This window comes from Kitasatospora mediocidica KCTC 9733, assembly GCF_000744225.1.
Taxonomy (GTDB): domain Bacteria; phylum Actinomycetota; class Actinomycetes; order Streptomycetales; family Streptomycetaceae; genus Kitasatospora; species Kitasatospora mediocidica.
This window is the reverse complement of sequence record NZ_JQLN01000005.1, coordinates 1,294,167-1,318,238: the sequence shown is the minus strand read 5'-3', so window position 1 is coordinate 1,318,238 and position 24,072 is coordinate 1,294,167. Positions and strand designations below refer to the sequence as shown.

Here is a 24,072-nt window from a genome sequence, read left to right as displayed (position 1 = left end):
CTCAGACCTCGCCCGGCGGGCGGGGCGGGCTGACGGTGGTTCGGGGGCTGCGACGCTGTGACGAGGCACGGACGATCAGTTCGGTGGGCATCAGGGTCCCCGGCGGCGGTCCGGTGCCGGCGGTCCGGTAGCGCGGCGGGAAGAGCCGGGCGATGTCCACCCCGGTGCCCGAGTCGACCCCCTCGATCGCGTCGATCAGCAGGTTGACGACGGTGGTCCCGATCCGGCGCGGCTTGAGCGAGAGGGTGGTGATCGGCGGCTCGGTGCCGGCGTAGACGTCGCTCTCGCTGCAGCAGACCAGCAGCAGTTCCTCGGGGACCCGCAGGCCGTACCGGCGGGCGGCGGCGAGCAGGTCGGTGCCGTTGGGGTCGAAGAGACCGTAGACGGCGTCCGGGCGGTCGGGACGGGCCAGCAGCCGGTCGGCGGCGACCGCACCGGCGGCCGGGTCGTGCGCCGGGTAGGCCTCGTACACCGGCTCCTGGCCGACCCGGTCGCACCAGCCGAGGTAGGCGTCGGTGCTGAGCCGGGTGTAGGTGTCGGTGCTGGTGCCGGTGAGCAGGCCGATCCGGCGGGCGCCGGCCTCGCTGAGGTGCTCCAGGATGTTCAGCACGGCGGCCTCGTGGTCGTTGTCGACCCAGGCGGTGACCGGGCAGTTGCCGGGCTTGCCGTCGCTGACCACGGGCACGCCGGACCGGTACAGCTCGCTGACCAGCGGGTCCTGGTCGGCGGGGTCGATCACCACGGTGCCGTCCAGCGCGACGTTGCTCCAGACGTCGTGGCGGGAGGAGGCCGGCAGGACGACCAGCGCGTAGCCGCGGCCGAGCGCGGCGCTGGTGGCGGCGCGGGCCATCTCGGCGAAGTAGGCGAACTCGGTGAAGGTGAACGGCTCCTCGCCGTAGGTGGTGACGGTCAGTCCGATCAGTCCGGACCGGCCGGTGCGCAGCGTCCGGGCGGCGGCGGACGGCCGGTAGCCGAGGCGCTCGGCGACCTCGCGCACCCGGCTGCGGGTTTCGTCGGGCAGGCGGCCCTTACCGTTCAGGGCGTCGGAGACGGTGGTGATGGACACTCCGGCGGCTGCTGCCACGTCCCGGATGCCGGCCCGCTCCAGACGTCGTGAGGTCGTGGGTCGCCGACCGCTCTGGTTGGCTGCTGCTGTCATGGCGCACCGATCGTATGGGGCGTCAGCGGTTCTCGGGACCAGGCCGCCGGACGGGGCTGAAGATACGTTTCTCCATGACTTATGACCGGATCACCCCTTGGATCGGGGGTCTGGTTTCGGCCGATTACCTCTGACATGTGCCATCGGAACGAGGGACAATGGCTGATCCGCATCGGTAACCCGACCGGACATCTCACCCCTACGGGTGAGCGTGCTCGGTATCGTTCTCAGCACCCGACCGGGGAACACGCCGCCTGCCGCGACCAGCGCACACCAACGCGCCGGGGCGCACACGCGGCACCGGGGCGATGCCCCGCAGGGCCGGTCCCAGGAAACCGGCTCCGACAGACGAAGGAGAGCACCACCGTGAGCGGTACGGCAGCGCAGGGCCCGCGGCTTCGCCCGAGCCTCGACGGCATCCCCACCTACAAGCCCGGCAAGCCGGCCGGCGCCGACGCCTTCAAGTTGTCCTCCAACGAGAACCCGTACGAGCCGCTGCCCGGCGTGCTGGAGTCCGCCGTCGCGGCGGCCGGCTCCTTCAACCGCTACCCGGACATGGCCGTCACCGAGCTGACCGCCGAGCTGGCCCAGCGCTTCGGCGTCCCCGCCGAGCACATCGCCACCGGCCCCGGCTCGGTGGGTGTGGCCCAGTCGCTGGTGCTATCCACGGCCGGCCCGGGCGACGAGGTGATCTTCGCCTGGCGCTCCTTCGAGGCCTACCCGATCATCACCCAGGTGGCCGGTGCCACCCCGGTGCCGGTGCCGCTGACGGCGGGGGAGGAGCACGACCTCGACGCGATGCTCGCGGCGATCACCCCGCGGACCCGGCTGATCTTCGTCTGCAACCCGAACAACCCGACCGGTGTGGCGATCCGCCGCCCCGAGCTGGAGCGCTTCCTGGACGCCGTCCCCGGCGACATCCTGGTGGTCGTGGACGAGGCCTACCGCGAGTTCCTGCGCGACGAGCTCGTCCCGGACGGCGTCGAGCTCTACCGCGACCGCCCGAACGTCTGCGTGCTGCGCACCTTCTCCAAGGCGTACGGCCTGGCCGGCCTGCGGATCGGCTTCGCCATCGCGCACGAGCCGGTGGCCACCGCGCTGCGCAAGACGGGTGTCCCGTTCGGCGTCAGCCAGCTGGCCCAGGACGCGGCGGTCGCCTCGCTGCGCGCCGAGGACGCCCTGATGGTGCGGGTGGAGGCCCTGGTCACCGAGCGCACCCGGGTGGTCGCGGCGCTCACCGAGCAGGGCTGGACGCTCGCGGACTCGCAGGCCAACTTCGTCTGGCTGCGGCTGGGCGAGCGGACCGTCGAGTTCGCCGAGGCCTGCACCGCGGCCGGCGTCATCGTCCGGCCGTTCGCCGGTGAGGGTGTGCGCGTGACGATCGGCGAGGTGGCGGGCAACGACCTCTTCCTCGGCGTCGCGCAGGCGTTCCGCAAGGAGCTCTGAACGGAGCCCTGACCGGCTGGGGTCCCGAGCGCCTCGGGACCCCGGCCGGGTTCGGGAGCTCAGGCCGTCGCGGCCCGTTCGGCGGCGCTGCGCTCGACGCACAGCTCGTTGCCCTCGGGATCGGCGAGGACGGCCCAGCCGGTGCCGTCGGGCCTGCGCTCGTCCTGGACGAGGGTCGCGCCGAGGTCCAACAGCCGCCGGACCTCCTCGTCCCGGGTGCGGTCGTCGGGCTGGAGGTCGAGGTGGACCCGGTTCTTCACGGCCTTCGGCTCGGGCACCGTGATGAAGAGCAGCCGGGGCCCGCCGACGTGGGCCGGCGGGATCACGGCGGCCTCCGGGTCGCCCGGGACGTCGTCCTCCCCCAGGGGCCAGCCGGTCACCCGCGACCAGAAGCGGGCGAGGCCGTAGGCGTCCGTGCAGTCGAACGTGATGCTGTGCAGGGCTGAACTCAAGGCTGCCTCCGACAACGTAAGGGTGACGGTCCGTCATTCTCCCAGCAGGACGGCGCCCGGCGTCCGGTTCCCCGGCCAGGATTAAAGGCTGCGGACCAGATGCCTGGGAAAATCCTGAGAGTTCCGCCAACAGCGCCTCCGTAAACCCGGGCCTACAGCGGTGCTATGTATCGTTATGTCCGATCTTGCTTCCCCTGATTGATTCAGCGGGCTCTCAGTCGTCGGTCAGGACTTCGCAAGAGCGCCAGGCAACTCTTGTGCGCTATGAAGGTCCTCCCGCGACGGCGTGGTGCCGTCCTCGTCAACTCAGTACTCGGTGTGGCCCTCCTCGCCGGAGGCGCCCTGGCTTACACCACCGTGACCAGCGGCAGCAGTGCTGCCGCCAGTAAGCCGACCACCCGCAGCGCGACCGTGACCAAGGGCACGGTCCTGGCCACCGTGTCCGGATCCGGTGCCCTCTCCTCCCCGTCCGACGCCGGACAGAACTTCGTCACCGGTGGCAAGCTCACGGCCGTCAAGGTCTCGGTGGGCGACACGGTGACGGCGGGCGAGGTCCTCGCCACCGTCGACATGACCCAGGCCCAGCAGCAGCTGACCACCGCCCAGGGCGGCGTGACCAGCGCGCAGGCCGCACTGAACACCGCCGAGGCCAACCTCACCAAGGCCCAGGCCGGGGTCACCACGACCACGACCAAGCCGGTGTCGGGCGGCACGGTGCAGTCCTCCTTCGTCACGGCCAACGCCACCGGCGCGCCGACCGCCCCGGGCTCGACGTCGCGCTCCGGCGGCAGCGGCAGCGGCAGCGGCAGCGTCGGTGGCGGCACGGTCACCGGCAACACCGCCAATGCCACCGGCGGCAACGGTGCGGGCAGCGCCACCAACTCCGGTGGCGGCGGCAACACCGCGCCGGCCCCGCAGACCACCACCATCACGACCACCACCGTCGACCCCGACGCCGTGGCCCAGGCCGAACAGCAGGTGACGCAGGCCCAGCAGCAGCTCAGTGCCGCGCAGATCACCCTGACCAACGCCCAGGCGGGGCTGGCCGGCACCACCCTGACCGCCTCCGAGGGCGGCACGGTCGCGTCGATCTCCAACAAGGTCGGCGACACCGTCTCCGGCACCGGGACCGGCGACTCGTCGGGCTCCGGCAGCTCCGGCAGCGGCGCGAGCAGCAGCAGCAAGACCACCGGCTCCTCGACCTCCAGCGCCCCGAGCGGCTTCATCGTGCTCACCAACCCGACCGGAATGCAGGTGACCGCGGACTTCTCCGAGCTCGACTCGCTGAAGCTCAAGAAGGGCGAGGCGGCCACCGTCACGCTCAACGCGCAGTCCAGCACGGTCCTCAACGCCACGGTGCTGTCGGTCAGTTCGCTGCCCGTCTCGAGCAGCACCGGTGCCAGCGCGGCGGTCCAGTACGCCGCGACGCTCCAGATCAACGGTGACACCAGCACCCTGCGGACCGGCCTGAGCGCCACCGTCTCGGTCGTCACCGGTGAGGCCGACAACGCGCTCTCCGTCCCGGCGGCGGCGCTGGCCGGCACCGGCACCACGCGCACCGCGACCCTGGTGAAGCCGGACGGCACCACCTCGCGGGTCAGCGTCACGGTCGGCGTGGTGGGTGACTCCACCGTCCAGGTGGTCTCCGGCCTCAACGTCGGCGACAAGCTGCAGATCGCCTCGGCCACGGCCGGCAGCGGTTCGGGCTTCCCGAGCGGCGCCTTCCCGGGCGGCGCGGGAGTGGCCGGCTTCGGCGGCGGCGCCGGTGGCGGCGGCGGTCGTGCCGGTGGCGGCGGCAGCGCCCGGGGCGGCAACTGATGGCCCGGCGCGGCCGAGCGCGTCACTCCGGTACCGCTCCCACCCCCGAGACCGAGACCGGTCCGGCCACGCCGGTCCCGGTCATCCAGATCCAGCGGCTCACCAAGGCCTACGGCCACGGTGACGCGACGGTCCACGCGCTGCGCGGCCCGGACGATCCGGAGACCGGTCTGCCGGCAGGCGTCAGCCTGGACATCGACGAGGGCGACTTCGTCGCGGTGATGGGTAGTTCGGGTTCCGGCAAGTCGACCCTGATGAACATCCTGGGTTGCCTCGACGTTCCGACCGCCGGGCGGTACCTGCTGGACGGCATCGACGTCGGACACCTGGACGAGCAGCAGCTCTCCCTGGTCCGCAACCGCAAGATCGGCTTCATCTTCCAGTCGTTCAACCTGGTGCCCCGCACCAGCGCCCTCGCGCAGGTCGAGCTGCCGCTCGCCTACGCGGGGGTCAAGGCCGCCGAGCGCCGCAAGCGCGCGCTGGCCGCGCTCTCGCTGGTCGGCCTCTCCGAGCGGTCCGGGCACAAGCCCAACGAGCTGTCCGGCGGTCAGCAGCAGCGTGTCGCGGTCGCGAGGGCGCTGGTCACCGCTCCGGCGATGCTGCTCGCGGACGAGCCGACCGGAAACCTGGACAGCCACTCCACCGAAGAGGTACTGCAGATCATCGACGGACTGAACGCGACCGGACGAACGGTCGTGCTGATCACCCACGAGGACGAGGTGGCCATGCACGCCAAGCGCGTGCTGCGGCTGGTCGACGGCAAGGTGATCTCGGACGTCCGGCAGGGGCCGGTCGCCGGCCCGCCGCCGGTGCTCGCGGCCCAGCTGCGTCAGCGCGCCGCCGCCGGTGAACTGATCGGAGGCCGGCAGTGATCTTCTGGCAGATCCTTCGCTTCGCCATCGGCGGCCTGGCCGCCAACAAGGTGCGCTCCGCGCTCACCATGCTCGGTGTGCTGATCGGTGTCGCCTCGGTGATCCTGCTGCTCGCGGTGGGCAACGGCTCCTCCGCCGCGGTGAAGAACTCGATCACCTCGCTCGGCACCAACTCGCTGACCGTCAGCTCCGGTGCGTCCTTCGGCGGCTCGCGCAGCGCGGCCACCACCAAGAAGCTCACCGTGGCCGATGCCAAGGCCCTGGCCGACCCGTCCGCCGCGCCGGACATCAAGTCCGTCGCCCCGGTGGTCTCCACCAGCGCCACCGCGATCTACGGGGACATCTCCTACACCCCCGGCTCGGTCCTGGGCACCTACCCGGCGTACTTCGAGACAGCCAACGAGAAGATCGCCAAGGGAGACTACTTCAGCGCCGACGACGTGCTGAACGCCCGCAAGGTCGCGGTCATCGGGTCCACCACCGCCACCCAGCTCTTCGACACCGACGACCCGGTCGGCAAGAGCATCAGCCTGGGCGGCACGCCGTTCACGGTGGTCGGCGTGCTCCAGACCAAGGGCGGCAGCACCGGCTTCAGCGACCCGGACGACGTGGTGATCGCACCGCTGCCGACCGTGCAGAACGCCTTCACCGGCTTCAGCTCGGTCAGCCAGATCCTGGTGCAGGCGACCTCCGCCGACACCACCACGCAGGCCCAGTCCGAGATCACCTCGGTCCTGATGGGGACGCACTCGCTGACCGACCCCACCAAGCTCGACTTCCGGGTGAGCAACCAGGCCTCCCTGCTCACCGCGCGGGAGAGCACCACCAAGACCTTCACCGTGCTGCTCGGCGCGGTGGCCGCGATCTCGCTGCTGGTCGGCGGGATCGGGATCACCAACATCATGCTGGTCACGGTCACCGAGCGGACCCGGGAGATCGGCATCCGCAAGGCCCTGGGCGCGCCCAAGGCGGTGATCCTGGGCCAGTTCCTCACCGAGTCGACCCTGCTGTCGGTGCTGGGGGCGGGGCTCGGAGTCGCGGTCGGACTCATCGGCTCGCACTTCAAGGTCGTCGGGATCGTGCCGGTGGTGATCCCCTCGTCGGTGCTCGGCGCCTTCGCGATCGCCGTGGCGATCGGACTCTTCTTCGGCAGCTACCCGGCCAACCGGGCCGCTTCGCTGCGTCCCATCGACGCCCTGCGGCACGAGTGAGGCAGCAGACATGATCACCGAGCGAGACGAGCGGGAGCAGTCAGAGCCCATGCCTACCAACAACAGTGACCTGGTCCGGGCGGACGACACGGTTCAGCTGGCCGCCATCAGGACCGACGGACCGCACGGCGAGCCGGAGCCCGGCAGCGCGGCGGCCCACGCCGCCCTGCTGGCGACCGCGCCGGACGCCCGCGACATCAGCGCCGAGCTGGCCGCGCCGCCGCGGCGCAAGCTGCCCTGGCTGACCCTGCTGCTGGCCGGCGGCGTGGTGGCCGCGGCGGCCTTCACCGGCGGCGCCTGGTACCAGAAGAACCATGGCACCTCGAACGTCGCGAGCGGCAGCGGCCGTAGCGCGGCCGCTGCGGCTGCCGCGGGCCGGGCCGGCCGTGGTGGCGCCGGCGGCGGCGGGGGTACCGGCGGTGGCCAGGCGGCCGGCGCGCCCGGGTTCACCCGGGGCACGGTCAAGCTGGTCGACGGCAGCACCGTCTACCTGACCGACACCAGCGGCAACACCGTCAAGGTGACCACCAACGGCACCACCAAGGTGCAGGTCACCAAGGACGGCCAGGTCGGCGACCTGCAGCCGGGCCAGAGCGTGACCGTGGTCGGGACGCCGGACTCCACCGGTGGCTACGCGGCCTCCCAGCTGACCGAGGGCGGCGCCACGGCGGGCGGCTTCGGCGGCGGTGGCGGCGGCTTCGGTGGCTTCGGCGGTGGTAGCGGTGGCGCCACCGGCGGTACCACGAAGAGCGGCTGACGATCCGTCGCGGGGTGGTGACCAGCCGTCAAGGCCGGTTCACCACCCCGTTGCAGACCTGGGCCGGGTGCGCCGGGATCGGGCACACTGTCCCCCGCGGCCAGGGGTCCTGGTCGCAGGTTCCGCGCTCCGGCGCCGTCCACGGGGGACTCATGTCCACGAACGCTCCACAGGCTCCTGCCCGCAAGGGCTCCGCAGCGGGCCTCGGCTGGCTGCTCAGCATCGGCTTCAACGTCGTCGCGCCGATCGTCATCTACAACCAGCTGCACGCGCACGGCGTCGGCGACTTCACCGCGCTGCTGCTCTCCGGACTCGGCCCGGTGCTCGACATCGCCGTCTACCTGGCCTGGCACCGGCGGGTGGACGAGTTCGCGATCGTCTCGCTGGTCTTCGTGGCGCTGACCGCGGTCGTCTCGCTGGTCGGCCCGCACGACGCCCGCCTGCTGCTGGTCAAGGACTCCTTCGTCACCGGCCTCTTCGGCGTGCTCTGCCTGGTGTCGCTGGCCGCCCCGCGCCCGCTGATGTTCTACTTCGGCCGCAAGTTCGCCACCGACGGCACCGCCGCCGCAGCGGCCTGGTGGAACGGGCTCTGGGTGCACCCGGGCTTCCGCAGGATCCAGCGCAACCTGACGATCGGCTGGGGCGTGGGCTATCTGGCGGAGGCGGCGCTGCGGATCGCGCTCGTCTACACGCTGTCCACCGGCGCGATGGTGACCGTCAACAACGTCCTGCCGTACGCCGTCACCGGCGGGCTGGTCCTCTGGACGATCACCTACGCCAAGCGTGCCCAGGCCAGGGACGCCGCGGCCGCCGCGGCCCGGGCCGCCGCGCCCGCCGAACCGCAGACCGTCTGAGCACGGACGAGCCGGGCGTTCATCCACCTCTCATCACCTGCGTGTAACCTCCCGAGTCCGTCATCCGATGGGGTGATGGAACGGCTCGACCCTCGACCTGGGAGGCGGACCCATGATGCAGGGGACTGCGGCAAGCACGGCGCCCACGGCGGCCTCGCCTGCCGGACCGGCCGGCGGCAGCCGAACTCCCGGCGAGGCTTTCCTGCTCGTGGTGGACGACGAACCGAACATCCGCGAGCTGCTCTCCGCCTCGCTGCGCTTCTCCGGGTTCCGGGTGGAGTCCGCCGCCACCGGTGAGGAGGCGCTGGCCGCGATCGCCGTCGAGCGCCCCGACCTGGTGGTCCTCGACGTGATGCTCCCCGACGTGGACGGCTTCACCGTCGTCGAGCGGCTGCGCGAGCGCACCCGCCGCCAGCAGATCGCCAACCCGGCCGGCCTGGCCACCCGGCCGGGCCGGCCGCGTCCGGCCGAGCACCTCCCGGTGCTCTTCCTGACGGCCAAGGACGGCACCGAGGACAAGGTGCACGGCCTGGCGGCCGGCGCCGACGACTACGTCACCAAGCCGTTCAGCCTGGAGGAGCTGATCGCCCGGATCCGGGCGATCCTGCGCCGGGCCGGCGGTCCCGCCGAGGACGGCCGGCTGATGGTCGCCGACCTCACCCTCGACCCGCTGGCCCACGAGGTGACCCGCGACGGTCACGCCGTCTCGCTGTCGCCCACCGAGTTCAAGCTGCTGCACTACCTGATGGCCAACGTGGGCCGGGTGGTCTCCAAGGCGCAGATCCTGGACCACGTCTGGGCGTACGACTTCGGCGGCGACCTGAGCATCGTCGAGTCCTACATCTCCTACCTGCGCCGCAAGCTCGACTCGGGCCCCGACCACGGGCCCAAGCTGATCCACACGGTGCGCGGCATCGGCTACGCGCTGCGGCGGCCGCCGCAGCAGGCACAGGACTGATCCGACCGTGCGCCGACTGCTCGCCCGGGTGCCGCGCCGCCTGCCGCGCGTGCCGCGCCGCCTGACCCGCCTGCCGCGTCCGCTGCGCTCCGGCGCGCTGACCCGCGGCGCGGGGCGCTTCTCGCTGCGCAGCAGGCTGCTGGCGCTCACGCTGGTGATGGTCGCCACCGGTCTGGCGGTCAGCGACCTCGTCGTGCTCGGCGCGGTCCACAGCCAGCTGCTCGGCCGGCTCGACCAACAGCTGGAGAGCTTCGGCCGACAGGCGGCGCACCGGCCGGGCAAGGGCGGCGGCAAGCCCCCGCCCCCCGACGCGAAGGTGCTGCCCAGCCAGTACGAGGTGCGGATGCTGGCGGCCGACGGCAGCGTGCTGCGGGTCGAGCGCCAGCCGCTGGCCGACTCCGACCCCGGCCCGCGGCTGCCCGCGGCCGGGGACGCCTCGCTGCTCACCCACCTGGGCCGGGGCTTCTACCTGCCGGCCGAGCACGGCTCCGGCAGCTGGCGGGTGCTCATCCTGCCCATCCAGCGCACCGGCCCGACGCCCCCCAACGGGTCCGCGTACATCATGGTGGCGATCTCCTCGGACGAGGTGGGGGCCACCGTGGAGAAGCTCCGCGCGGCCTTCCTGGCGATCGGCGCGGCCGTCCTGCTGCTGATCGCCGCGCTCGGCACCTTCGCGGTGCGGGCCGGCCTGCTGCCGCTGCGCCGGATCGAGCGCGGCACCGAGCTGATCGCGGCGGGCGAGCTCTCCTACCGGATGCCCGAGCTGCCGCCCGGCACCGAGGTCGGCCGACTCTCCGTGGCGCTGAACGGGATGCTCGACCAGATCGAGTCCGCGTTCGCCGCCCGGGCCGAGTCCGAGGAGCGGATGCGCAGCTTCGTCGCGGACGCCTCGCACGAGCTGCGCACCCCGCTGGCCGGCATCCGCGGCTTCGCCGAGCTGTACCGGATGGGCGCGCTGCCCTCCGAGGGGGACGTCAAGCGGACCATGAACCGCATCGAGAGCGAGGCGGTCCGGATGGGCGGCCTGGTCGAGGACCTGCTCACGCTGGCCCGTCTCGACGAGGAACGCCCGCTCGACCTCGCCCCGATGGACCTGCGGACGCTGGCCGTGGACGCGCTGCACGACCTGATGGCGCTCGACCCGACCCGTTCGGTCTCCCTCACCGGCCCCGGCGGCGTCGGTACCCCCGGCGAGGCCACCGTCCTCGGCGACGAGGCCCGGCTGCGCCAGGTGGTCACCAACCTGGTCGGCAACGCCGTCAAGCACACCCCGCTCGGCACCTCGGTACGGATCGGCGTGGGCACCGACGAGGACAGCTGCATACTCGAAGTGGCCGACTCCGGACCGGGATTGACGAAGGATCAGGCGACCCGCGTGTTCGAGCGCTTCTACCGCGTGGACGGCTCCCGCAGCCGCCACGACGGCGGCGGCGCCGGCCTGGGCCTGGCCATCGCCTCCGCCCTCACCCGTGCCCACGGCGGCGCGCTCACCCTGGACACCGCCCCCGCGACCGGCGCGACCTTCCGCCTCAACCTCCCCCGAACGAGTGGTACGTAGCCGAACCCCCTTGCGTGCGGCCGACGGTGTGTGATCGTACGGTTGCGGCTTGTGGCACCCGGTCCCGCCGCTCACACTGGACGGGAAGAGAGGTGTCCTCATGACCGCGCTCGCACTCGAGGAGATCGCCGTGGACCTGGACCAGGCCTTGTGGCAGGCATGGAAGTCCATGGACGTCCGGGAGGGCGTCCGGGCGGAGATCATCGAGGGAGCTATCGAGATGTCGCCAACGGGCGGAACCCGGCACGGGCTCGTCAACCGGCGGCTCTACCGTGCTCTGCACGACTTCCTGCGGGGGAGCGGCTACGGGCCGACCAACGACTTCAACGTGATCCACGACCTCAAGGTCTGGATCCCCGATGTGTTCGTCGCCCCCGACGACATCGAGGAGATCGCCGACCCCGAGGGTCTCGGCGTGCTCGCCTCCGCCGTCGGCCTCGTCGTCGAGACCGTCTCCTCCGGTAGCGATGCCCGCCAGCGCGACCTGGTCCGCAAGCACCGCGCGTATGCGCAGGCGGGCATCCCCGTCTACGTGATCATCGACGACTACGACGACGGCGGCGCGGTCACCGTTCTCAGCGGTCCGGACAAGGGCCGTGGCGCGTACGCCAGTTCCGTCCGTACGCCGTACGGCGCCGAGGCGCTGGTGCCGGACGGGCCCGCCAAGGGCTTCGTCGTCGGCCCGGAGATCACCGGCGGCCCGGTCGACCGCCAGGCCTGATCGCTCTTCACCTTTTCCCCACCCCCCGGTGTGTATCGCCGAACAGGCGTGCGTGATACTGGCTTCTGGCAGAGCTTGTGAACGTGTTCACGTTCACAAGCGCGCAAGCTTGGCACGGATTGGTGCGATTCACGGCGAAGAGCACTTTTGTCCGGCTTGTGCGGCAGGATTCTGGTCGAAGCCAGGTCGAATCGGACAGCGGACCGCAGGGAAGAGGCCGAAGTGGAGCTAGCAGTCGCTCACGAGACCATCGCGCGATGGCAGTTCGGGGTCACCACCGTCTACCACTTCCTCTTCGTGCCGCTCACCATCAGCCTGGCGGCGATGGTGGCCGGGCTGGAGACGGCCTGGGTGCGGACGGGCAAGGAGAAGTACTTCCACGCCACCAAGTTCTGGGGCAAGCTCTTCCTGATCAACATCGCCATGGGCGTGGTGACCGGGATCGTGCAGGAGTTCCAGTTCGGGATGAACTGGTCGGACTACTCGCGTTTCGTCGGCGACGTCTTCGGTGCGCCGCTGGCGATGGAGGCGCTGATCGCCTTCTTCTTCGAGTCCACCTTCATCGGCCTGTGGATCTTCGGCTGGGACAAGCTGCCGAAGAAGATCCACTGCGCCTGCATCTGGATGGTGGCGCTCGGCACGGTGCTCTCCGCGTACTTCATCCTGGCCGCCAACTCCTGGATGCAGCACCCGTCCGGCTACACCGTCGACCCGGTCACCAAGAAGGCCCAGCTGACCGACATCATGCGGGTGCTCTTCCAGGACACCACCGTGGTCGTGGTCTTCCACACGCTCACCGCGGCCTTCCTGACCGGTGCCGCCTTCATGGTCGGCATCGCCTCCTACCACCTGTGGAAGGCCAAGCGGCGGCCCGAGACGGCGGACGGCCGCAAGGTCGCCGCGATGCGCACCTCGCTGCGGTTCGGCCTGGTGCTCGCGGTGGTCGCGGGCCTGGGCACCGCGATCAGCGGTGACACGCTGGCCAAGGTGATGTTCGAGCAGCAGCCGATGAAGATGGCCTCCGCCGAGGCGCTCTGGGAGACCCAGGCGCCCGCGCCGTTCTCGATCTTCGCGGTCGGCAACGTCAACCAGGGCCACAACTCGGTCGAGCTGGAGATCCCGGGGATACTCTCCTTCCTCGCCAAGAGCAACTTCAGCTCGTCCGTCCCCGGCATCAACGACACGGCCGCCGCCGAGGCCGCCAAGTACGGCGGCCGGCCCGCCGACTACATCCCCAACATCTTCGTCACGTACTGGGGCTTCCGCCTCATGATCGGCTTCGGGATGACCTCCTTCGTGGCCGCCCTGATCGGCCTGTGGACCACCCGCAAGAAGAGGTTCCTCGCCCCGGAGTTCCGCACCGCCGAGGACGAGGTGCCCCGGCTGATGCTCACCCCCAGCCGCGAGATGGGCCCCTTCCTGACCAGGTGGAGCTGGCGGATCGGCATCCTCACCATGGGCTTCCCGCTGATCGCCAACAGCTTCGGCTGGATCTTCACCGAGATGGGCCGTCAGCCCTGGGCTGTCTTCGGCCTGATGAAGACGGCCGACGCCGTCTCGCCGAACGTCAGCGTGACCACCCAGGTGATCGCCTTCTCCACCTTCACCGCGCTCTACGCGATCCTCGCCGTGATCGAGGTGAAGCTGCTCGCGAAGTACGCGAAGGCGGGCGTCGACCTCACCGACCGGCCGCCGGCCAAGGACCCGACCCTGCGCGGCCCGTCCTCGGACGAGGACGCCGACAAGCCGCTCGCTTTCGCCTACTGAGCCGGGGGACCCTGCGCCATGCAACTCCACGACGTCTGGTTCGTACTCATCGCCGTTCTGTGGATCGGCTACTTCTTCCTGGAGGGCTTCGACTTCGGCATCGGCGTGCTCACCAAGCTGCTGGCCCGGGACCGGGCCGAGCGCCGGGTGCTGATCAACACGATCGGCCCGGTCTGGGACGGCAACGAGGTCTGGCTGCTGACCGCCGGCGGTGCCACCTTCGCCGCCTTCCCCGACTGGTACGCCACCCTCTTCAGCGGCTTCTACCTGCCGCTGCTGATGATCCTGGTCTGCCTGATCGTGCGCGGGGTCGCCTTCGAGTACCGGCACAAGCGCACCGAGGAGCGCTGGCAGCGCGGCTGGGAACACGCCATCTTCTGGACCTCCCTGATCCCCGCTTTCCTCTGGGGCGTGGCCTTCGCCAACATCGTGCACGGCGTCGACATCGACCGGCAGAAGAACTACGTCGGCAGCTTCTGGGACCTGCTCAACCCGTACGCGCTGCTCGGCGGCCTGGTCACGCTGACCCTCTTCACCTTCCACGGCGCGGTCTTCGCGGCGCTCAAGACGGTCGGCGACATCCGCACCCGGGCCCGGGCGGCGGCCCGCCTGCTCGGCCTGCTGACGGCGGTGCTCGCGCTGGTCTTCCTCGGCTGGACCCAGGCCCACTCGGGCACCGGCTGGAGCCTGGCCGCCCTGGTGATCGCCGTGCTGGCCCTCGTCGCGGCCCTGGCGGCCAACCAACTGGCCCGCGAGGGATGGGCGTTCGTCTTCTCCGGGCTGACCATCGTGGCGGCCGTAGCGATGCTCTTCCTCGCGCTCTTCCCGGACGTGATGCCCTCCACGTTGGACCCGGCGTACAGCCTGACCGTCACCAACGCCTCCTCCTCGCCGTACACGCTGAAGCTGATGACGATCGTCGCGGCGGTCTTCACCCCGCTGGTCCTGCTCTACCAGGGCTGGACGTACTGGGTGTTCCGCAAGCGGATCGGGGTCCAGCACATCCCCTCCGCCGACCACGTCGCGCCCGCACCCGAGGTCTGAGATGAAGCCCGTCGACCCGCGCCTGCTGAGCTACGCCCGCACCACCCGGGCCTTCCTGGCCGGTACCGTGCTGCTCGGCGGCATCGGCGCGGTGCTGGTGCTCTGCCAGGCGACGCTGATAGCCGAGATCGTGGTCCGCTGCTTCCAGCGCGGCCAGGGGCTGGACCGGCTCGGCACGCCGCTGCTGCTGCTCGCCGCCACCGCGGCCGGCCGGGCCCTGGTGGCCTGGCTGACCGAGCTGACGGCCCACCGCTCGGTGGCCCGGGTCAAGTCGACGCTGCGCCGCCGCCTGCTCGACCACGCCACCGCGCTCGGCCCGGGCTACCTCTCCGGCCGCCGCACCGGCGAGCTCACCACGCTGGCCACCCGCGGCGTCGACGCGTTGGACGACTACTTCGCCCGCTACCTGCCACAGCTCGCGCTCGCGGTGGTCGTGCCGGTGGTGCTGCTGGCCCGGATCCTCGGCGCGGACTGGATCTCGGCGGCGATCATCGCCGGGACGCTACCGCTCATCCCGGGCTTCATGATCCTCATCGGCCTGGCCACCCGGTCCCGGATGGACAGCCAGTGGCAGAGCCTGGCCCGGCTCTCGCACCACTTCCTGGACGTGGTCGCCGGACTGCCCACGCTCAAGGTCTTCAACCGCGCCAAGGCGCAGGCGGCGACCATCGCCCGGATCACCGACGAGTACCGCCGGGCCACCCTGCGCACCCTGCGGATCGCCTTCGTCTCCTCCTTCGCGCTGGAACTGCTCTCCACCATCTCGGTCGCCCTGGTCGCGGTCTCGATCGGGTTCCGCCTGGTGGACGGCACGCTCGGCCTGGAGACCGGGCTGCTGGTGCTGATCCTCGCCCCCGAGGTGTACTTCCCGCTGCGCCAGGTCGGTGCGCTCTACCACTCCAGCGTCGAGGGCCTGGCCGCGGCGGACGAGATCTTCACGGTCCTGGAGACCCCGCTGCCGCCCGTCGGCAGCACCCCCGCCCCGGACCTGGCCGGTGCCACGCTGACCGTCGACGCGCTGACGCTCCGCCACCCGGGCCGCGCCGTGCCCGCGCTGAGCGACCTCACGCTGACCCTCTCCCCCGGCGAGACCCTCGCTCTCACCGGCCCCAGCGGCGCGGGCAAGAGCACCCTGCTCGCCGTCCTGCTCGGCTTCGCCCGCCCGGACGAGGGCGCCGTGCGCGTCACGGCCGCCGACGGGTCGTCGTACCGCCTGGACGACCTCGACCCGGCCTCCTGGCGCGCGCAGATCGCCTGGGTCCCGCAGCGCCCGCACCTCTTCGCCGGGACCGTCGCGGACAACGTCCGGCTCGGCCGGCCCGACGCCTGCGACGCCGACCTGCGTACGGCCCTCGCCGCCGCGCACGCCCTGGACTTCGTCGACCGCCTCCCGCAGGGCCAGGACACCCCGCTCGGCGAGTCCGGCGCCGGGCTCTCGGCGGGCCAGCGCCAGCGCCTGGCGCTGGCCCGCGCCCTGCTCGCCACCGACCGCCCGCTGGTCCTGCTCGACGAGCCGACCGCCAACCTGGACGGCGAGAGCGAGGCCGCCGTCGTGGAGGCCGTCCGCACTCTGGCGGCCGACCCGAATCGCACGGTGCTGCTGGTGGCCCACCGTCCGGCGCTGCTCGGGGTGGCGGACCGGTTCGTCTCGCTCGACCTCCCGCTTCCTGCGGCCTCCCCCGCTCCCGCTCCCGCTCCCGGTGTGCGGGTCGCGCGGCGGGAGCGGGTGGCGGACGCAGTGCTGCCGCCCGAGAGCCCCCCGGCTGCCGCGCCCACTCCCCGCCTGACGCCGGCCGTCCTGCTGGGCAGCCTGGCGCTGGGCTGCGCCGTCGCGCTCCTCGCGCTCTCCGGCTGGCTGATCTCGCGTGCCTCGCAGCAGCCGCCGGTGCTCTACCTGATGATGGCCGTCACCTCGGTCCGCGCCCTCGGCGTCGGCCGCAGCGTCTTCCGCTATACCGAGCGCCTGGTCTCGCACGACGCGGTGCTGCGCACCCTGGGCGGCCTGCGCACCTCGGTCTACCGCCGGCTGGAGCGGCTGGCCCCGAGCGGGCTGCCGGCCTTCCGCCGCGGTGACCTGCTCTCCCGGCTGGTCGCCGACGTGGACGCCGTGCAGGACCACTACCTGCGCTGGCGGCTGCCGGCGGCCGTCGCGCTGACCGTCTCGCTGGCCTCCGCCGCCGCGCTCGCACTCTTCCTGCCCGCCGCCGGTCTGCTGCTCGGTCTCGGCCTCCTGCTCGCGGGTGCCGCCGTCCCGGCGCTCTCCACCCTGCTGGCCGGCCGCAGTGAGCGGCAACAGGCCCCGGCCCGAGGGGAGTTGGCCTCGGCTGTGGTCGACACCTTCACCGGCACCGCCGAGCTGACCGTGGCCGGCGCGCTGCCCGCGCGGCTCGGCGCCGTCCGGGCCGCCGACGCGCGGCTGACGGCGCTCGCCTCCCGCTCGGCGGCCACCGCCGCCGTCGGCGCCGGACTGACCGCGCTGCTCACCGGCCTCACCGTGGCGGCCTGCGCCGCCGTCGGCGTGCGGGGCGTCAGCACCGGTTCGCTCTCCGGCCTCTGCCTGGCGGTGGTGGTCCTCACCCCGCTGGCCGCCTTCGAGGCGGTGGCCGGGATGCCGGTGGCGGTGCAGTTCCGCGAGCGCAGCCGGGCCGCGTCGGCGCGGCTCGCCGAGGTGCTGGAGACGCCGGACCCGGTGACCGAGCCCGCCGCCCCGGCCGCGCTGCCGGACGATCCCTTCCCGCTCGCGGTGCGCGGCCTGCGGGCCCGCTGGCCCGGCCGCGAGGAGTACGCGCTGGACGGCGTCGACCTCGACCTCGCGCCGGGCCGCCGGGTCGCGGTGGTCGGCCCGTCGGGCTCGGGCAAGACCACGCTCGCGCACGTCCTGCTGCGGCTGTTGGACCAGCAGAGCGGTTCGGTCACCCTCGGTCGTCCACAGCCTGTGGACACCCGTGCGCTGGACGGCGACGACGTCCGGCGGGTGGTCGGCCTCTGCGCCCAGGACGCACACGTCTTCGACAGCTCGCTGCGCGAGAACCTGCGGCTGGCCAGTCCCGGCTGTGACGACGACGAGCTGCGCGGCGCGCTGGCCGCGGCCCGGCTGCTGGAGTGGGTCGACAGCCTGCCCGAGGGCCTGGACACCATGGTCGGCGAGCACGGCGACCGGCTCTCCGGCGGCCAGCGCCAGCGCCTGGCGCTGGCCCGCGCGCTCCTCGCCGACTTCCCGGTGCTGGTCCTGGACGAGCCGGCCGAGCACCTGGACCTGCGCACCGCCGACGCGCTCACCGCCGACCTGCTGGCCGCCACCGAGGGCCGCACCACCCTGCTGATCACCCATCGGCTGGCCGGTCTGGCCGCCGCCGGGGTGGACGAGATCGTGGTGCTGGACCACGGCCGGGTCGTCGAGCGCGGCGGCTGGGACGAGCTGGCGGCCCGGGACGGCGGCCGGCTGCGCGAGCTGTGGGAGCGCGAGCGCCGGGCCGACCGGCTGGCGGCGGCCTGTCGCGAGCCCGCACAAATCGGGGCGAACTAGTCTCGTTCCATGGTCACCACCCCACCGGATCCCCCCGAGGAGAGCCCGGAGCCCGCCCCGCACCGCGTCCCCGAGATCTCCTCGCTCGGCCTGGACACCCTGGTCACCGAGGTCGCGGAGCGGCTGCAGTCCGCCGCCGCGGTCACCGACCGGATGCAGCGGTTGCTGGAGGCGGTGGTCTCGGTCGGTGCCGGCCTGGACCTGCACGCCACCCTGGAGCGGATCGCCTCCGGCGCCGCCGAGCTGGTGGACGCCCGCTACGCCGCGCTCGGGGTGATCTCCGCGGACGGCGCCGGGCTCTCCGACTTCATCCACGTCGGCATCGACGCGCAGACCGCCGGGGCGATCGGCGCGCTGCCCTCCGGCCGCGGCATCCTGGGCGCGCTGATCGACCGTCCCGAGCCGCTGCACCTGGACGACCTCGCCAGCGACCCGCGCTCGACCGGCTTCCCGCCGCACCACCCGGCGATGAGCTCCTTCCTGGGCGAGCCGATCCGGGTCCGCGACGAGGTCTTCGGCAACCTCTACCTGACCGAGAAGCAGGGCGGCGGTGGCTTCACCCCCGAGGACGCCATGGTGGTGCACGCCCTGGCGGCCGCGGCCGGCGTGGCCATCGAGAACTCCCGCCTCTACGAGGCCGGTCTGCGCCGCGAGCGCTGGATCGCCGGGGCCGCCGCCGTCACCACCGCGCTGCTCTCCACCGAGGAGGCGCACGCCGCGCTCGCGGTCGCCGCCGCCCAGGTCAGGGAGCTGGCGGACGCCGCGCTCGGGATCATCGTGCTGCCCACCGCCGACGGTGGGCTGCGGGTATCGCACGCCTCCGGCGAGGTCGCCGAGCTCGTCGTCGGCGAGCTCGTCCCCAGCACGGAGTACAGCGGGCGCCTGTTGGCGGGCGAGAGCATCTTCATCGAGGACATGTCCGCCGAGCCGCGGGTCGGCCTGCCGATCGCCCGTGACTTCGGCCCGGCGATGGCGCTGCCGATGGTGGCGGCCGGGCGGGTGCTCGGCGGCCTCGGCGTCTGGCGACGGCGGGGTGCGCGGCCGTTCAGCGAGGCCGAGAAGCAGCTCGCGCAGACCTTCGCCTCGCAGGCCGCGTTGGCCCTGCGGCTGGCGGAGGGCCAACGCGACCAGCAGCGGCTGGCGGTCTTCCAGGACCGCGACCGGATCGCCCGGGACCTGCACGACCTGGTGATCCAGCGGCTCTTCGCCACCGGGATGATGCTGGAGAGCGCGGCCCGCCGGGCGGTGGTGCCGGAGGTCAAGGAGCGCCTCGCCACGGCGGTGGACGAGCTGGACGCCACCATCCAGGAGGTCCGCACCACCATCTACGCCCTGCAGCACGACGACCACGGCGACGAGCCGGACACCGTGCGGACCCGCATCCTGCGCGAGGGCAGCCAGGCCGCGGCCGCGCTCGGCTTCAAGCCCTCGGTGACCTTCACCGGGCCGGTGGAGAGTCTGATCAGCGAGCTGACCGCACGCCAACTACTGGCTGCTGTGCGGGAGATGCTCTCCAACACGGCCCGTCACGCGCGGGCCTCACGGGTCGGCGTGGAGGTGGACGCCACCGTCCATCTGGACGAGCGCGGGCACCCCGTCCCCGGCGATCCGGACCGGCGCGAGCGGGCCGGCCGGCCCGGCGTGCTGCTCACCGTCACGGACGACGGCGTGGGGATCCCCGAGGGCGGCCGGCGCAGCGGCCTGGCGAACCTGCGCCGCCGGGCCGAGAACCTCGGCGGCGACGCCTGGCACGAGCCCGGGCCGGACCGTCGCGGCACCCGGGTGCGCTGGTCGGCCCGGTTCTGATCCGGCGGCACGGGTGCTCAGGAGCTGAGGATGCCGACCGCCAGGCTCAGCACGAGGACGGCGGCCATCAGGAGGACGGCCTTCGGATTGCCGAAGTTGACGGTCCATCCGACGCCGAACCGCTTGGGGACGAAGAGCGCCGGGTCCTGCCGGTTGACGTAGACCAGGCCGCCGCGCCAGTGCCGGTCGTCGTCCCGGTGGACCGAGGCGGTCGGCGGCTCGGCCGCCGCGAGGGCGGCGGGCAGCGGCACCCGGCTGCCGTTCTGGCCGGTGCGGACGGCGACCAGCACCACCAGCACGGTGCCGGCCAGGATCGGCAGCAGCAGGGGCAGCACGCCCATCGCGCGGTCGTCGTGCCAGATTCCCCAGGCCCCGAGCAGCATGGTCAGGTTGGCGCAGGTGCCCAGCAGCAACACCGAGACGGTCATCCGGACGATGAAGCGGCGGTGCCGGTACGCACTGGCGGCCGGCCGGGACGGGTCGAGGTCGGCCCGGGAGCGGAACGCCAACCACGCCACCAGGGTGATCACGAGGGTCGAGCCGGCCTGGACGAAGACCGGCACGAACGCCGTGCCGACCGACTTGGCCACGAAGTGGTCCACCGCGCCGGAGCCGTTGAAGTGGCTGGGCAGCCGCTGCGGCATCGACGGGTAGCGGACGACGCCGATCGCCGCGGTGGCGGCGAGGACGAGCAGCGCCGGCAGGCTCCACAGCCAGGGGAACGGCTCGGGGCTGGTGCGCAGCGCGGTGTCGGCGGTCACGCTCTGGCGCAGTCCGCGGTACCAGTCCTCGCGCTGCTTGACCGCCCGGATCGCCCTGCGGGCGCGCAGATAGGCCGCCGCGCTGCCGGCCACGGCGACGAGGGTGGGCAGCGCGCCGGCGGGGGAGTCGGGAGCCAGGGCGGCCAGTGCGAGGCCCAGCAGGACCAGCGCGCTCCCGGCGGTGCCCAGCAGCAGGCGGTAGGAGCCGCGCTGTCGGACGATCACCGGGTCGTCGGCGTGGGCGGGCGGCACGCGGACGCCGAAGGGCAGTGTGGGGCCGCTGAGCGAGGGGGTCAGCCACGCGGTCAGCAGGATCAGCAGCGGGACCGCCGCATCCGTCCAGAACGCTCCGCTCGTCATGCCGGTTCTCCTTGCTCTGTTGCGTCCACGTCCCCCGCGAACGTGGTCAGGGCCGTCCTGCACGCCGCCAGCACGCCGGGGCCGTCCAGGCCCTGGGCGACGGCCTCCGCGAGCAGGGTCCGCAGCCGGGCGGACCACTCCTCGGTGAAGCCGGCCGGTGGTGGGCCGGTGCGGGCGTCGCGCTGGACGACGGCACCGGTCTTGCGGTTGAGGACCAGCAGGCCCTCCTGCCGCAGCAGGTCGTAGGCCTTGTTGACGGTGTGGAAGTTGATCCCGAGGTCGGCGGCCAGCTGGCGGGTGGAGGGCAGGGGGCTGCCCTGTGCCAGCTCGCCGGTGGCGACCGCCTCCACGACCCGGTCCCGGATCTGCTGGTAGATCGGGATCTGGCTGCTCAGGTCGATGGTCAGGATCACGCCGGCTCCCGTCGGTTGTGCTGCTCTATTACTTATAGAACAAAGAGTAGTGGGAGACAAGTGCAATCGGCCGGTGGGCGCGGGCCGCCACGCCGACAACACCCGTTCGAGGGGCCAAAGTTGCCGTGCCGCGCAAGATTAACGAGGGAGAACATCCGGACCAATAGAACCCATGAACGGGCATCTCCCCTATCTGTGCTCAGTTCCGCACACATACGGTTGCCCAGGTCGGGGGCCGAGCACAGGATCTCTACGCAACACCCATGGGTCACGCCGTCCCGCGGCGTGGGCGTGGAACCGGACAGGGGTGGCGGTGAGCCGGAGCGGTGGGAGCGGAGCGAGGGCCGGGGGTGTCCGTGGCGGGTTCCAGACCGAGCGGGCGGCCAACGGGCGCTATCAGTGGCAGCTCAAGGCGCCGAACGGGCGGATCGTCGCGGTCTCCCCGGCCGTCTACGAGTCCGCGGCCGAGGCCGGGCTGGTCTTCGACGCCTTACGCTCCGGCGCGCCGGAGCTGACCGCGCGGATCACCCACGTGCGGGAGGGCATCGGCTGGATCTGGGTGGTCCCCGGCCCGCGCGGGCTGCCCGAGGCCCGCTCCAGCCGTGCCTACGAGCGGTATGCGACCTGCCAGAACGCCTTCCGTCGCTTCGTCGCCCTGCTGGAACGCCGCGGCGAGGAGCAGCCGGTGGGGTCCGACCCGGCCGTCGGCGGACTGAGACCCTCCGACGATGCCTGACCCCCGTCCGGTGCAGCGCGGCCCCCGGCTGCTCGCCGTCCAGGGGGCCGACCGCCGGGTCGGCTGGGCGCTCGCGGCCGGAAACGGCCGGCAGCTGGCGGTGTCCGCCCGGATGTATCGTGGGGAGAGTGAACTGTCCTCTGCGCTAAGGGAGTTGCTGATCGAACGGGCGGCCCTGCGGTACGCCCTGACGCAGGACCAGACCCGGTCCTGGCGCTGGTCCGCCTTCCTGCCGCCGCGCAGCACCCGGCCGGGCCCCGGTGCGGAGGAGCCGGTGGCCCGCAGTGCCCGCGGCTATCTCCGACGCGACCAGTGCCGCCAGGGACTGGAGAGCTTTCGTAGCGGACTCCAGGCATTGGAACGGGAGTTGAGGTCGGCCGGCGTCCCCGGCCGGTGGCCCTGGTGAAGTCGAGGCATCCGAACGCGCCCTCAATGGCCACCGCGAGAAGAACGTCCGGGAGCAGCCTCGGCGCCCGCCGCACCGGTCGGGCCACGAAGTACCGGACCGGACCAGTGGTTAAACCAACGGGCTGACCTAACACCGGAATTCACCTCGCCGCGAGACCCCGTGGACGGACCTTCCGGCCCCGTCCGGGCCCGGCCAGGATCGGTCCCGCCGGACGGGCCGTCGGAACTGCGGCCTCCGGTCACCGGGTTCGACCCCGGACCCGGACACGCCATGCATGCCTCTCTCCCACCGGAGGAAAAGCACCATGCGTCACACCGCCGCAAAGCTGTTCGCAACCCTTGCCATCGCCACCTCTCTCGCCACCGTCGCCGCCGGCCAGGCCTCGGCCGACCCGACCGTGACCCCGGCCGCCCAGGACATCGTGGGCGTGGGTTCGGACACCACGCAGGCTGTGTTCAACCAGTTCTCCGCCGACTACAACGCCACGATCCCGTCCACCACGCCGCACCTGTACAGCTGGGACGCGACCGGCACCTCCCCGATCACCACCAAGACCGGTGCGACCTCGATCGCCCGCCCGAACGGCTCCAGCGCCGGTGTCGCCGCGCTGAACGCCAACACCAGCAGCACGGTGGACTTCGCCCGCTCCTCGCGCGCTCCGCAGACCGGTGACCTGAGCACCGACATCTTCGTGGCCTTCGCCAAGGACGGCGTCTCCTGGGCCGGCAACTCCACGGGCAACGCCCCGGCGAACCTGAGCACCGCCGACCTGGCCGGCATCTACACCTGCTCGATCACCAACTGGAACCAGATCACCGACGTCACGGGCTACACCGGCCCGAACGCCACCATCAAGGCTTACCTGCCGCAGCTCAGCTCCGGCACCCGCGCCTTCTTCCTCAAGGCCATCGGCGGCGGCACCACCGTCACCCCCGGTGCCTGCGTGCAGGCCTACACCCCGGAGGAGAACGAGGGCACCGACGCGGTCTTCACCGACGCGAACGTGATCTACCCCTACTCGGCCGCGCACTACATCGGCCAGGTCTACGGCGGGCACACGACCACCACCGACGCCCCCGGCAGCCTGAGCATCCGCTCGGTCGACACGATCTCCCCGATCTCCGCGACCAACACGCTCAACCCGAGCTTCACCTCGACCAACTACGGCCGCAACGTCTACAACGTGGTCCGTAACGCCGAGTGGACCGGCACGGACTCGCACGCCGCCGCGCTGAAGGCGATCTTCGGCTCCACCGGCTGGATCTGCAAGAGCGGCGCCGCCGACATCAAGAGCTACGGCTTCCTGCCGCTGCCCCTCGGCGCCTGCGGCAGCACCACCCACATCTGATCACCCGCACTGCCCGCACCACTTGCAGTAACCGCACCACCCGTACGACCCGCACCACCCGTACGACCCGCACCACCCGGCGGCCAGGGGTGCTCC

Annotated in this window: 20 protein-coding genes; 16 read left to right on the top strand and 4 right to left on the bottom strand. The window is 72.3% G+C overall.

Annotation, left to right across the window (positions count from 1 at the left end; translation table 11 throughout):
- Position 1: 1 nt before the first annotated feature.
- Entirely contained in the window at positions 2-1,159 is a 1,158-nt protein-coding gene (locus BS80_RS19830) for a LacI family DNA-binding transcriptional regulator (protein WP_035799207.1), read from the bottom strand.
- 366 nt (positions 1,160-1,525) lie between these two features.
- On the opposite strand from BS80_RS19830, the gene hisC reads away from it, so the two are divergent.
- Positions 1,526-2,605 (top strand): histidinol-phosphate transaminase, encoded by a 1,080-nt coding sequence (gene hisC, locus BS80_RS19825; protein WP_035799204.1) that lies wholly within the window; start codon positions 1,526-1,528, stop codon positions 2,603-2,605.
- Positions 2,606-2,664: 59 nt separating this feature from the next.
- Here the strand turns inward: hisC and BS80_RS19820 are convergent, their stop codons facing one another.
- Positions 2,665-3,057: a VOC family protein gene (locus tag BS80_RS19820; RefSeq protein ID WP_035799202.1), complete on the bottom strand. Its 393-nt coding sequence runs from the start codon at positions 3,055-3,057 to the stop codon at positions 2,665-2,667.
- A gap of 264 nt (positions 3,058-3,321) precedes the next feature.
- Here BS80_RS19820 and BS80_RS37880 point away from each other — a divergent pair, with 264 nt between their 5' ends.
- From BS80_RS37880 to BS80_RS19760, 12 genes are all read left to right on the top strand, one after another.
- A complete protein-coding gene (locus BS80_RS37880; RefSeq protein WP_051966812.1) occupies positions 3,322-4,875 on the top strand; it encodes an efflux RND transporter periplasmic adaptor subunit in 1,554 nt (517 codons plus the stop codon).
- Positions 4,875-5,747: an ABC transporter ATP-binding protein gene (locus tag BS80_RS19810; protein WP_083974936.1), complete on the top strand. Its 873-nt coding sequence runs from the start codon at positions 4,875-4,877 to the stop codon at positions 5,745-5,747. Before BS80_RS37880 ends, BS80_RS19810 begins: the two co-directional genes overlap by 1 nt.
- A complete protein-coding gene (locus BS80_RS19805; protein ID WP_035799199.1) occupies positions 5,744-6,958 on the top strand; it encodes an ABC transporter permease in 1,215 nt (404 codons plus the stop codon). Before BS80_RS19810 ends, BS80_RS19805 begins: the two co-directional genes overlap by 4 nt.
- A gap of 49 nt (positions 6,959-7,007) precedes the next feature.
- Positions 7,008-7,715, top strand: a complete 708-nt coding sequence (locus BS80_RS37875; RefSeq protein WP_157536401.1) for a hypothetical protein — start codon at positions 7,008-7,010, stop codon at positions 7,713-7,715.
- A 152-nt stretch (positions 7,716-7,867) separates the two neighbouring features.
- Complete coding sequence (locus BS80_RS19795) at positions 7,868-8,569, top strand: VC0807 family protein (RefSeq protein WP_035799197.1); 702 nt, start codon at positions 7,868-7,870, stop codon at positions 8,567-8,569.
- A 115-nt stretch (positions 8,570-8,684) separates the two neighbouring features.
- Positions 8,685-9,527: a response regulator transcription factor gene (locus tag BS80_RS19790; protein ID WP_083975307.1), complete on the top strand. Its 843-nt coding sequence runs from the start codon at positions 8,685-8,687 to the stop codon at positions 9,525-9,527.
- Between the two features lie 7 nt (positions 9,528-9,534).
- Positions 9,535-11,085: a sensor histidine kinase gene (locus tag BS80_RS19785; protein WP_332262177.1), complete on the top strand. Its 1,551-nt coding sequence runs from the start codon at positions 9,535-9,537 to the stop codon at positions 11,083-11,085.
- 100 nt (positions 11,086-11,185) lie between these two features.
- A complete protein-coding gene (locus BS80_RS19780; protein ID WP_035799195.1) occupies positions 11,186-11,806 on the top strand; it encodes a Uma2 family endonuclease in 621 nt (206 codons plus the stop codon).
- A 222-nt stretch (positions 11,807-12,028) separates the two neighbouring features.
- On the top strand, positions 12,029-13,573 hold the full coding sequence (locus BS80_RS19775) for a cytochrome ubiquinol oxidase subunit I (protein ID WP_035799193.1): 1,545 nt from the start codon (positions 12,029-12,031) through the stop codon (positions 13,571-13,573).
- An 18-nt stretch (positions 13,574-13,591) separates the two neighbouring features.
- On the top strand, positions 13,592-14,617 hold the full coding sequence (gene cydB / locus BS80_RS19770) for a cytochrome d ubiquinol oxidase subunit II (protein WP_035799190.1): 1,026 nt from the start codon (positions 13,592-13,594) through the stop codon (positions 14,615-14,617).
- Between the two features lies 1 nt (position 14,618).
- The gene (cydD, locus tag BS80_RS19765) at positions 14,619-18,143 is read left to right on the top strand and encodes a thiol reductant ABC exporter subunit CydD (protein WP_035799188.1); all 3,525 of its coding nucleotides are present in this window, start codon (positions 14,619-14,621) and stop codon (positions 18,141-18,143) included.
- A 9-nt stretch (positions 18,144-18,152) separates the two neighbouring features.
- Positions 18,153-19,949: a GAF domain-containing sensor histidine kinase gene (locus BS80_RS19760; protein ID WP_051966810.1), complete on the top strand. Its 1,797-nt coding sequence runs from the start codon at positions 18,153-18,155 to the stop codon at positions 19,947-19,949.
- Between the two features lie 17 nt (positions 19,950-19,966).
- On the opposite strand, the gene BS80_RS19755 is transcribed toward BS80_RS19760, so the two are convergent.
- A complete protein-coding gene (locus BS80_RS19755) occupies positions 19,967-21,070 on the bottom strand; it encodes a DUF1648 domain-containing protein (RefSeq protein ID WP_035799187.1) in 1,104 nt (367 codons plus the stop codon).
- Positions 21,067-21,483 (bottom strand): GntR family transcriptional regulator, encoded by a 417-nt coding sequence (locus BS80_RS19750; RefSeq protein ID WP_035799184.1) that lies wholly within the window; start codon positions 21,481-21,483, stop codon positions 21,067-21,069. Before BS80_RS19750 ends, BS80_RS19755 begins: the two co-directional genes overlap by 4 nt.
- Positions 21,484-21,796: 313 nt before the next feature.
- Here BS80_RS19750 and BS80_RS19745 point away from each other — a divergent pair, with 313 nt between their 5' ends.
- From BS80_RS19745 to BS80_RS43575, 3 genes are all read left to right on the top strand, one after another.
- Positions 21,797-22,219: a YegP family protein gene (locus BS80_RS19745; RefSeq protein ID WP_157536399.1), complete on the top strand. Its 423-nt coding sequence runs from the start codon at positions 21,797-21,799 to the stop codon at positions 22,217-22,219.
- Positions 22,212-22,625 (top strand): hypothetical protein, encoded by a 414-nt coding sequence (locus BS80_RS19740; RefSeq protein WP_157536397.1) that lies wholly within the window; start codon positions 22,212-22,214, stop codon positions 22,623-22,625. The genes BS80_RS19745 and BS80_RS19740 overlap by 8 nt, the downstream gene beginning before the upstream one ends.
- Before the next feature lie 307 nt (positions 22,626-22,932).
- On the top strand, positions 22,933-23,976 hold the full coding sequence (locus BS80_RS43575; RefSeq protein WP_035799177.1) for a PstS family phosphate ABC transporter substrate-binding protein: 1,044 nt from the start codon (positions 22,933-22,935) through the stop codon (positions 23,974-23,976).
- Positions 23,977-24,072: the final 96 nt, after the last annotated feature.

Coding starts and splice junctions, on each gene's coding strand:
- BS80_RS19830 (WP_035799207.1), bottom strand. CDS start 1,159: ATGACAGCAGCAGCCAACCAGAGCGGTCGGCGACCCACGACCTCACGA.
- BS80_RS37880 (WP_051966812.1), top strand. CDS start 3,322: ATGAAGGTCCTCCCGCGACGGCGTGGTGCCGTCCTCGTCAACTCAGTA.
- BS80_RS19810 (WP_083974936.1), top strand. CDS start 4,875: ATGGCCCGGCGCGGCCGAGCGCGTCACTCCGGTACCGCTCCCACCCCC.
- cydD (WP_035799188.1), top strand. CDS start 14,619: ATGAAGCCCGTCGACCCGCGCCTGCTGAGCTACGCCCGCACCACCCGG.
- BS80_RS19755 (WP_035799187.1), bottom strand. CDS start 21,070: ATGACGAGCGGAGCGTTCTGGACGGATGCGGCGGTCCCGCTGCTGATC.
- cydB (WP_035799190.1), top strand. CDS start 13,592: ATGCAACTCCACGACGTCTGGTTCGTACTCATCGCCGTTCTGTGGATC.
- BS80_RS19740 (WP_157536397.1), top strand. CDS start 22,212: ATGCCTGACCCCCGTCCGGTGCAGCGCGGCCCCCGGCTGCTCGCCGTC.
- BS80_RS19760 (WP_051966810.1), top strand. CDS start 18,153: ATGGTCACCACCCCACCGGATCCCCCCGAGGAGAGCCCGGAGCCCGCC.
- BS80_RS19780 (WP_035799195.1), top strand. CDS start 11,186: ATGACCGCGCTCGCACTCGAGGAGATCGCCGTGGACCTGGACCAGGCC.
- BS80_RS43575 (WP_035799177.1), top strand. CDS start 22,933: ATGCGTCACACCGCCGCAAAGCTGTTCGCAACCCTTGCCATCGCCACC.
- BS80_RS37875 (WP_157536401.1), top strand. CDS start 7,008: ATGCCTACCAACAACAGTGACCTGGTCCGGGCGGACGACACGGTTCAG.
- BS80_RS19790 (WP_083975307.1), top strand. CDS start 8,685: ATGCAGGGGACTGCGGCAAGCACGGCGCCCACGGCGGCCTCGCCTGCC.
- BS80_RS19795 (WP_035799197.1), top strand. CDS start 7,868: ATGTCCACGAACGCTCCACAGGCTCCTGCCCGCAAGGGCTCCGCAGCG.